This is a genomic window from Streptomyces natalensis ATCC 27448 (assembly GCF_000935125.1).
In the GTDB taxonomy this organism is placed as follows: domain Bacteria; phylum Actinomycetota; class Actinomycetes; order Streptomycetales; family Streptomycetaceae; genus Streptomyces; species Streptomyces natalensis.
Map to the genome: position 1 here is coordinate 77,581 of NZ_JRKI01000015.1, position 8,560 is coordinate 86,140.

12 protein-coding genes are annotated in these 8,560 nt (G+C 70.3%); 7 read left to right on the forward strand and 5 right to left on the reverse strand.

Going from position 1 to position 8,560, the window contains the following annotated elements:
- The first annotated feature begins 116 nt into the window (after positions 1–116).
- The gene (locus tag SNA_RS10920) at positions 117–359 is read left to right on the forward strand and encodes a chaplin (protein ID WP_030064353.1); all 243 of its coding nucleotides are present in this window, start codon (positions 117–119) and stop codon (positions 357–359) included.
- A 155-nt stretch (positions 360–514) separates the two neighbouring features.
- Entirely contained in the window at positions 515–757 is a 243-nt protein-coding gene (locus SNA_RS10925) for a chaplin (protein ID WP_030064352.1), read from the forward strand.
- A 91-nt stretch (positions 758–848) separates the two neighbouring features.
- On the opposite strand, the gene SNA_RS10930 is transcribed toward SNA_RS10925, so the two are convergent.
- Positions 849–1,646, reverse strand: coding sequence for a hypothetical protein (locus SNA_RS10930; RefSeq protein ID WP_030064351.1), 798 nt, complete (start codon positions 1,644–1,646; stop codon positions 849–851).
- An 89-nt stretch (positions 1,647–1,735) separates the two neighbouring features.
- Here SNA_RS10930 and SNA_RS10935 point away from each other — a divergent pair, with 89 nt between their 5' ends.
- From SNA_RS10935 to SNA_RS10950, 4 genes are all read left to right on the forward strand, one after another.
- A complete protein-coding gene (locus SNA_RS10935) occupies positions 1,736–2,545 on the forward strand; it encodes an ABC transporter ATP-binding protein (RefSeq protein ID WP_030064350.1) in 810 nt (269 codons plus the stop codon).
- 70 nt (positions 2,546–2,615) lie between these two features.
- Complete coding sequence (locus SNA_RS10940; protein ID WP_030064349.1) at positions 2,616–3,026, forward strand: NfeD family protein; 411 nt, start codon at positions 2,616–2,618, stop codon at positions 3,024–3,026.
- Positions 3,027–3,160: 134 nt separating this feature from the next.
- Positions 3,161–4,096 (forward strand): SPFH domain-containing protein, encoded by a 936-nt coding sequence (locus tag SNA_RS10945; protein WP_030064348.1) that lies wholly within the window; start codon positions 3,161–3,163, stop codon positions 4,094–4,096.
- An 86-nt stretch (positions 4,097–4,182) separates the two neighbouring features.
- Positions 4,183–4,950, forward strand: a complete 768-nt coding sequence (locus SNA_RS10950; protein WP_044364560.1) for a sulfite exporter TauE/SafE family protein — start codon at positions 4,183–4,185, stop codon at positions 4,948–4,950.
- A 27-nt stretch (positions 4,951–4,977) separates the two neighbouring features.
- Here the strand turns inward: SNA_RS10950 and SNA_RS10955 are convergent, their stop codons facing one another.
- The 3 genes from SNA_RS10955 to SNA_RS10965 form a co-directional block, all read right to left on the reverse strand.
- Positions 4,978–5,484, reverse strand: a complete 507-nt coding sequence (locus SNA_RS10955) for an HNH endonuclease (protein ID WP_044364562.1) — start codon at positions 5,482–5,484, stop codon at positions 4,978–4,980.
- Positions 5,485–6,028: 544 nt separating this feature from the next.
- Positions 6,029–6,568, reverse strand: a complete 540-nt coding sequence (locus SNA_RS10960; RefSeq protein ID WP_030064345.1) for a YbhB/YbcL family Raf kinase inhibitor-like protein — start codon at positions 6,566–6,568, stop codon at positions 6,029–6,031.
- A 41-nt stretch (positions 6,569–6,609) separates the two neighbouring features.
- On the reverse strand, positions 6,610–7,392 hold the full coding sequence (locus SNA_RS10965; protein ID WP_030064344.1) for a sporulation protein: 783 nt from the start codon (positions 7,390–7,392) through the stop codon (positions 6,610–6,612).
- Positions 7,393–7,549: 157 nt separating this feature from the next.
- On the opposite strand from SNA_RS10965, the gene SNA_RS10970 reads away from it, so the two are divergent.
- Positions 7,550–8,206: a DNA-3-methyladenine glycosylase gene (locus SNA_RS10970; RefSeq protein ID WP_030064343.1), complete on the forward strand. Its 657-nt coding sequence runs from the start codon at positions 7,550–7,552 to the stop codon at positions 8,204–8,206.
- 168 nt (positions 8,207–8,374) lie between these two features.
- Here the strand turns inward: SNA_RS10970 and SNA_RS43505 are convergent.
- Positions 8,375–8,560, reverse strand: a 186-nt coding sequence (locus tag SNA_RS43505) for a hypothetical protein (protein WP_206742959.1), incomplete at its 5' end; no start/stop codon positions are given.

Genomic DNA, 8,560 nt, shown 5'->3' on the forward strand with positions numbered 1-8,560 from the left:
GAGATTCATACTGTCGTGTAGCGGTAGCCCATTCGGCGTATCCCTCTCCGGGGCCGGGCGTTGTCCAGTGCAGTCGCGGCGGCTGGTCGCGGCATCGGCAACGAGGAGCAAGAGAAGTGAAGAACATCAAGCGAGTTGCGGCCATCACGATGGTGGCGGGCGGCCTCGCCGCCGCGGGTGCCGGCGTCGCCTCCGCCCACAGCCCGCAGGCTCTGGGCACCGCGGTGGGGTCCCCCGGTGTCCTCTCCGGCAACCTCGTCCAGGCTCCGGTCCACGTCCCCGTGAACGCCTGCGGCAACACCGCCACCATCGTCGGTGCCCTCAACCCGGTCTTCGGCAACCACTGCATCAACTTCTGATCGCAGCCCTGCCGGTACGACCCCGGTGACCGCGCGACGCCACGGTCCGCGCCGTCACGCCGGACCGGCCGCGCGGACTCCTGGGCGCGCGGCCGGTCCCCTCCACGCAGCCCTGTCATCGCGGCCCCGAGCCGCCAAGTGAGGAACTCGATCTCATGAACACCGCCAAGAAGGCCGCCCTCGTCCTCGCCACCGCCGGTCTCGCCGCCGGTGCCGCCGCCGGCACCGCGTTCGCCGACGGGGCGCAGGCCTGCGGCAAGGCCGTCCACTCTCCCGGCGTCCTCTCCGGCAACGTCGTCCAGGCCCCGGTGGACGTGCCCGTGAACGTCACCGGCAACAGCATCAACGTCGTCGGCGTGCTGAACTCCGCCTTCGGCAACGGCTCCCTGAACTACTGAGCCGCCCGGCCCGGCCCCGACCCCCGGACCGCGCAGGCTCCTTCCCGACGGCCCCGCCGACCGCACCGCGGTCCGGCGGGGCCGTCGCCGTTCACCCCTGCCGCTCCTCCACCGCGGAGTTGTACGCCGCCACCTGCGCCCGCCGGGCCGTCCGCTCCACCGGCCGCAGCGCCTCGGCACGCGCCGCGATCTCCGAGGAACTCACCGCCCCGCCGTGCTCACCGCCCGCCTGCTGCGCGATGTCGATCAGGGCACCCACCCGCTGCGCCAGCTCCAGCACCCGTACCGCACGCGGCGGATAGCCCGGCGCAAGCACCTTCCGGCCGGCCTCCGCCCGCGCCCGGTACGCCTCCAGCGCCGCCTGCGCCACCGGCCCGGCCCCGGCCACATCCAGCTTCGAGAGCACCTCGGTCGCCTCCCGCAGCGCCTCCGCCAGCTCCCGCTCCGCCTCGCCGAGCGAGGGCACATCGGCCGGCGGCGCCTCCCGCGCGGGCAGGCAGCGCCAGACCACCTCGATATGCACATCGGGCCCCGAGCCGCCCTCCGGCCCCGCCTCGTACGCCTCCGGCACCAGGCCCAGCCCGGCCCCGACGGCCAGCACCGCCTCCTCGGCCTCCAGCGCCCGCGCATTGAATTCCGGCGGTCCGCTCAGCCCCAGCGGATGCCCCGGCACCGGCAGCGCCACCCGCAGACCCACCGCCCCCAGCCGCCGCAGCCGCCCCAGCGCGAGCGTCAGCCCGACCGGCGCCTCCTCGCCGGGCAGGTCCACGACGCGGTGCACCGTGTCGTCGTCCGCGATACGGTGCGCGGCTTCATCAGGTGAGACAAGTCCGGCCAACAGGGCATTTCCCCACGACGCCAGCCGTCCTGAACGAGGTTCATCGAGCATGGCCCCCAGCCTAGGGAACGGCACCGACAACGAGTGGCGTAGGTTTGCTGGGGGGAGGCGCCCACAGGCGCACGAGACGACCGAGAGCAATGGGAGACAACGCGCTCATGAGCGATGTGCTGGAGCTGGTGGACGTATCCGTGGTCCGCGAAGGACGGGCTCTGGTGGAGCAGGTCTCCTGGTCGGTGAAGGAGGGGGAGCGCTGGGTGATCCTCGGCCCCAACGGCGCCGGCAAGACCACCCTCCTGAACGTGGCCTCCAGCTACCTCTTCCCGTCCACCGGCAGCGCCACCGTCCTCGGTGAGAAGCTCGGCCGGGTCGACGTCTTCGACCTCCGCCCGCGCATCGGCATCGCCGGTATCGCCCTCGCCGACAAGCTGCCGCGCAGCCAGACCGTGCTGGAGACCGTGCTCACCGCCGCGTACGGCATGACTGCACACTGGCAGGAGAGCTACGAGGACGTCGACGAACAGCGCGCCCGCGCCTTCCTCGACCGCCTCGGCATGAACGACTACCTCGACCGGAAGTTCGGCACCCTCTCCGAGGGCGAGCGCAAGCGCACCCTGATCGCCCGCGCCATGATGACCGACCCCGAGCTCCTCCTCCTGGACGAGCCCGCCGCCGGCCTCGACCTCGGCGGCCGCGAGGACCTCGTCCGCCGTCTGGGCCGCCTCGCCCGCGACCCGTACGCCCCCTCGATGATCATGGTCACCCACCACGTCGAGGAGATCCCCCCGGGCTTCACCCACGTCCTGATGATCCGTCAGGGCAAGGTGCTCGCGGCCGGTCCCCTCGACCTCGAACTGACCTCCAGCAACCTCTCCCACTGCTTCGGCCTCCCCCTCGTCGTCGAGCAGAACGGCGGCCGCTGGACCGCCCAGGGACTGCCCCTCGCGTGATCCCGCGCGACCCGGTCGCGCCCTGTCCCGGGCCGCATCGCGGACCTACCATGAACCCGTGGATCCATGGGTGTGGTGGCTGATCGCCGCCGTAGGACTGGGCATTCCTCTCGTCGTGACCGCGATGCCCGAATTCGGGATGCTCGCGGTCGGCGCCGTCGCCGGTGCCGTCACCGCCGCGCTCCGTGGCGGCACCGTCGCGCAGTTCCTCGTCTTCGCTGCCGTATCGGTTGCGCTGATCGCCGTCGTACGCCCCATCGCCAACCGCCACCGCGGCAGCCCCCAACTCGCCTCCGGCATCGACGCCCTCAAGGGCAAGACCGCCACCGTCCTCGAACGCATCGACGGCACCGACGGCGGCCGCATCAAACTCGCCGGCGAAGTCTGGTCCGCCCGCGCCCTCGACGACGACCAGACCTACGAAGTCGGCCAGAAAGTCGATGTCGTCGAGATCGAAGGCGCCACCGCCGTCGTCATCTGACCGGAACGCACTGCACGACGCACCACGTCTCTGAAAGACTGATCAACGGCAACGACGCACGACCGCACGACCGATTGACCGTCACGCCGGTGAGCGGCCGGCACGGACCAGCTACGAAGGGCACGGGAGCCGCTGTGGATATCGCCATCGTCCTGATCATCCTGGTGGTGCTCGTGTTCCTCGCACTCATCAAGACGATCCAGGTCATCCCCCAGGCCAGCGCCGCCATCGTCGAACGCTTCGGCCGCTACACCCGCACCCTCAACGCCGGACTGAACATCGTCGTCCCGTTCATCGACTCCATCCGCAACCGCATCGACCTGCGCGAACAGGTCGTGCCGTTCCCCCCGCAGCCGGTGATCACCCAGGACAACCTGGTCGTGAACATCGACACCGTCATCTACTACCAGGTCACCGACGCCCGCGCCGCGACCTACGAAGTCGCCAGCTACATCCAGGCCATCGAGCAGCTCACCGTCACCACACTCCGCAACATCATCGGCGGCATGGACCTGGAGCGGACCCTGACCTCCCGCGAGGAGATCAACGCGGCACTGCGCGGCGTCCTCGACGAGGCCACCGGCAAGTGGGGCATCCGCGTCAACCGCGTCGAACTCAAGGCCATCGAGCCGCCGACCTCCATCCAGGACTCGATGGAGAAGCAGATGCGCGCCGACCGTGACAAGCGCGCCGCCATCCTCCAGGCCGAAGGTGTCCGGCAGTCCCAGATCCTGACGGCCGAAGGCGAGAAGCAGTCCTCCATCCTGCGCGCCGAGGGTGAGGCCAAGGCCGCCGCCCTGCGCGCCGAGGGCGAGGCCCAGGCGATCCGGGTGGTCTTCGAATCCATCCACGCCGGCGACCCCGACCAGAAGCTGCTCTCCTACCAGTACCTCCAGATGCTCCCGAAGATCGCCGAGGGCGACGCCAACAAGCTCTGGATCGTGCCCAGCGAGATCGGCGACGCACTCAAGGGCCTCGGCGGCGCCCTCGGCAACTTCGCCCCGCCCACCGGCGGCGGCTCCATCCCCAAGCCCAGCACCCCGAACCGGGAAACCCCCCCGATCGACTGACACCCGGGCGCCCCTGATGCATGATCAATGGTGGCCCCTCGACCTTGATGGCGGGGAGGCGACCACTGAGCATGTGAGGAGATGGCATGTCCCTCTGGGAATGCGTCGCAGTCTTCGCCGCGGGAATCGGCGCCGGCACCATCAACACCATCGTTGGCTCCGGCACCCTCCTCACCTTCCCGGTACTGCTGGCCTTCGGCCTGCCGCCGGTCACGGCGAACGTCTCCAACACGCTCGGCCTGGTGCCCGGTTCCCTCAGCGGCGCTTTCGGCTACCGCCGCGAACTGAGCGGCCAGCGCACCCGCATCCTCCGCTTCGGCGCCGCCGGCCTCATCGGCGGCCTGGGCGGCGCGATTCTCCTGCTGGCGCTGCCCTCCACCGCGTTCGACACGGTCATCCCGATACTGATCGCCGTCGCCCTGGTCCTCGTGGTGCTCCAGCCGAAGCTCGCCGCCGCCCTCCGCGCCCGGCGCGCCCGCAACAACACCACCGCGCCCCGCGACGGCGGCCCCCTGCTGCTCCTCGGCCTGATGCTCGCCAGCGTCTACGGTGGCTACTTCGGCGCAGCCCAGGGCGTCATCTACCTCTCCCTGATGGGCCTGCTGCTCACCGACGACCTCCAGCGCCTCAACGCCCTCAAGAACGTCCTCGCCGCGCTCGTCAACGGCATCGCGGCGGTCTTCTTCCTCTTCGTCGCCCGCTTCGACTGGACCGCCGTCCTGCTGATCGCCGTCGGCTCCGCCCTCGGCGGCCAGATAGGCGCCACCGTCGGCCGCCGCCTGCCGCCCATCGCCCTGCGCGCGGTCATCGTCCTCGTGGGACTCGCAGCCATCGCCCAACTCCTCCTCAAATGAGGCAAGTTGGGCGATGGCCCGGGCTCGTTACGCCGGCAGCGCCCGCAGCCAGTCCGGCAGCTCCTCCCGTACGGACACCCCCAGCGCCGAGAGCATCGCATCCGCCGGCGTCGGCTCGAACGGCTTCCGCAGCAGCCGCATCCCCGCCTGCTCCGGCGTACGGTCCGCTTTGCGGTGATTGTCCTCCGCACACGAGGCGACGGTATTCAGCCAGGTGTCCTCGCCCCCCTGCGCCCGCGGCACCACATGATCGACGGTCGTCGCCCGCCGCCCGCAGTACGCGCACCGGTGCTGGTCACGCACCAGCACCCCCCGCCGCGACCAGGACGCACGTCTTCGAAACGGCACCCGTACGTATCTGCTGAGCCTGATCACCCGCGGCACCGGCACATCCACCGAAGCGGCACGGATCCGCAGCCCAGGGTGCGCATTCTCGACCACGGCCTTGTCCTGCATCACCAGCACCACCGCACGTCGCAGCGACACCGTCGACAGCGGCTCGAAGCTCGCATTGAGCACCAGCGTCTCGCGCATCCCGCCCACCTTCCGGACCCGCTCCGCCCCCGCGGCGAAGTTGCTCCACTGTGCAGTGGCAGGTATTCCCCGAACAACGCAATTTCCGTACGCCACAAGGGAAATGGAAGGCGAGGAGAAGATGAAGAAGAGGTGATCCGACGGCACCCCGAACGAGCCGTAGGAGGGGGGCGACAAGGCGACAACGGGGCAGAAACCGGGACCAATACCCTGTATTCGAACCCCATCCCCACACCCGGACCGACACCGGGCGGACCGCAGAGGAAAAACGCTCCGGATCCCGCCCCCGTGACACACACGGGACCCGGAGCGCACGGCAGCCGACGAGGACGCCCGCCCAACGGCGGACTCCGGATGGGGGTCCCCCTGCTCCTCAAGAGCTTGGGGGAGGAGGGGCGACACACCTGCGCCCCGCCGCTCCCGCCACTGCGGTACCGGCCGCCCGACGGCCCTTTCAGGTCGCCGACCAGCCACCACTGTGCGTGCGGGAAGCGCCGGGGCGCAACGGAATTACGGGCCACGTCACCACGGGCCCCGCGCGGGTTCAGCCCTGCGCCGGCACCTCGTACTCGGCGATCAGCTGGGCCCGCCCGATCGCGTGGAACCGCAGATTGAACCCCACCACCGCGGGCGAGACCTCCGCATCCGGCCCGAGCTTCTCCTGGTCCACCGCGTACACCGTGAACACATAGCGGTGCGGACCGTCCCCGGGCGGCGGCGCCGCGCCCCCGAAGTCCCGCGTCCCGTAGTCGTTACGCACATGAACGGCGCCCTCGGGCAGCCCCTTCATGTCACCGCTCCCGGCCCCGGCCGGCAGCTCCGTCACCGACGCCGGAATATCGAACAGCACCCAGTGCCAGAACCCACTGCCCGTCGGCGCGTCCGGGTCGTAGCAGGTGACGGCGTAGCTCCCGGTCCCCGCCGGCGCCCCCTCCCACCGCAGCTGCGGCGAACGGTTCCCCTGGGCGAAGACCTGCTCAGGCCGCAGCGTCCCGCCCGGCTCCACCTCTTCGCTCGACACCGCGAACTCCGGTACCGGCGGATGGAAATCGTGCGGGAGCGGCCGCCGCTTCAGCTCGGACACTCGAACCTCCTGGTCGCTTGCTGACACTCTGTCCGGCCAGGTTAGAGCCAGTTCCGCTTACCGCCGACCTCCGCCAGCCACTGGTTGAGGTAACCGGCCCAGTCGGTCGACTCGTAGTCGTCGAGATCCATCGTGAACTGCCGGTACGAATCCGACCCGCCCGTGAACAGCCCCGGCTTCTTGTCCATCTCCAGCACCACGTCCATCTCCCGCTCATCGGCGACGAACGACAGCTCGACCTGGTTCAGCCCGCGGTACTGCTGCGGCGCGTGGAACTCGATCTCCTGGTAGAACGGCAGCTTCTGCCGCGTTCCCCGGATGCGCCCCTTCTCCAGATCGGCGCTCTTGAACCGGAAACCGAGCCGGCCGAACGCATCCAGAATCGCCTGCTGCGCCGGCAGCGGATGCACGCTCACCGGGTCGAGATCACTGGAGTCCACCGCCCGCGCAATCGCCAGCTCCGTCGACACCCCGACGCTCATCCCCTTCAGATGCGTCCCGAGGAAGGACGTGATCGGCGTCTCCCACGGAATCTCCAGCCCGAACGGCACCGTGTGCACGGCCTCCGGCTGCACCTGGAACGCGCCACCGACCCGGAGCTTGGTGAACTCGATGTTCTCCCTGCGCTCCCCGTCGCTGGTCTCCACCTCGACCACCGCCTGAAGCCCCACGGACAGCCCCTGGATTTCCTGCGCCACGGACCCGCCCTGCATCCGCACCTCGCCCTGCGCGACCCCGCCCGGCACGACGTTCTCCTCGAAGAGGACCGTCTCCACCTTGGCGCCCCCGGCCCCCAAGCTCGCCAGCAGCTTCTTGAACCCCATGCTCGTCCTCCCCAGGCGCAACGCCTGTGCTCAGTGCACACGCACCGGGCTGCGGACCCTCGTCCGCCCCGGCGCGATCTCTACGGGCCACACCTTCCCAACCCCGACGCCCCGGCGGCCAGTCGCCCGCCCCCTGCCTGCACTACGCTCGGTGCGCATGACCGACGTACCGGAACGTATGCCGCTCTCCCGCGACTTCTTCGACCGCCCCGTTCTGGACGTCGCCCCCGATCTGCTCGGCCGCACCCTGGTACGCCACACCCCCGACGGCCCCATCGAGCTCCGCCTGACCGAGGTCGAGGCCTACGACGGCGAGACCGACCCCGGCTCCCACGCCTACCGCGGCCGCACCGCCCGCAACGCCTCGATGTTCGGCCCGCCCGGCCATGCGTACGTCTACTTCATCTACGGCATGTGGTTCAGCGTCAACCTGGTCTGCGGCCCCGAGGACAAGGCGAGCGGCATCCTGCTGCGCGCCGGCGAGATCATCACCGGCGCCCCCCTCGCCGCCCGCCGCCGCCCCAAGGCCCGCAACGCCCACGAGCTGGCCAAGGGCCCGGCCCGCCTGGCCACCGCCCTCGACATCGACCGCACCCTGGACGGCACCGACGTCTGCCACGGCGGCGACCCCACCGCCCCGCTCTCCGTTCTGTACGGCACCCCAGCCGCCCCCGCCGAGGTCCGCAACGGCCCCCGCGTGGGCGTCGGCGGCGACGGCGCCGACCACCCCTGGCGCTACTGGATCGCCGGCGACCGCACCGTCAGCCAGTACCGCCCGCACACCCCGCGCCGCCGCACCACGTCAGCCCCGTGAGCGCCCCGTGCTACTTGACTCTCGAGGGCCGAACGCCTAACGTAGCCCAAGCCGCTGGAGCAGGTCAGCGCCCTTTGCGCAGACCACCGAACGGCACAACCAACCACTACGTGCACTTCCCTAACGGGTCGCCTTTGGCATTGCCAAAATCCGATCCCGTCGGCCCGATTATGAGCCGCACAGGAAAGTCGCTAAAGTAGCGGCCACGCCGAAAGGCGCGAAGAACCATCCGCCGGAAAGCAATTCCGCCGAACCGTAATCCGAAAGGGAAACGGCAAGGAGCGGATCTGCTAAAGTCGGAAAGGCCGAAAAGGCGAAAGCCCGGAGGTCAACCCCGCTCCAACAGGGGGCCGG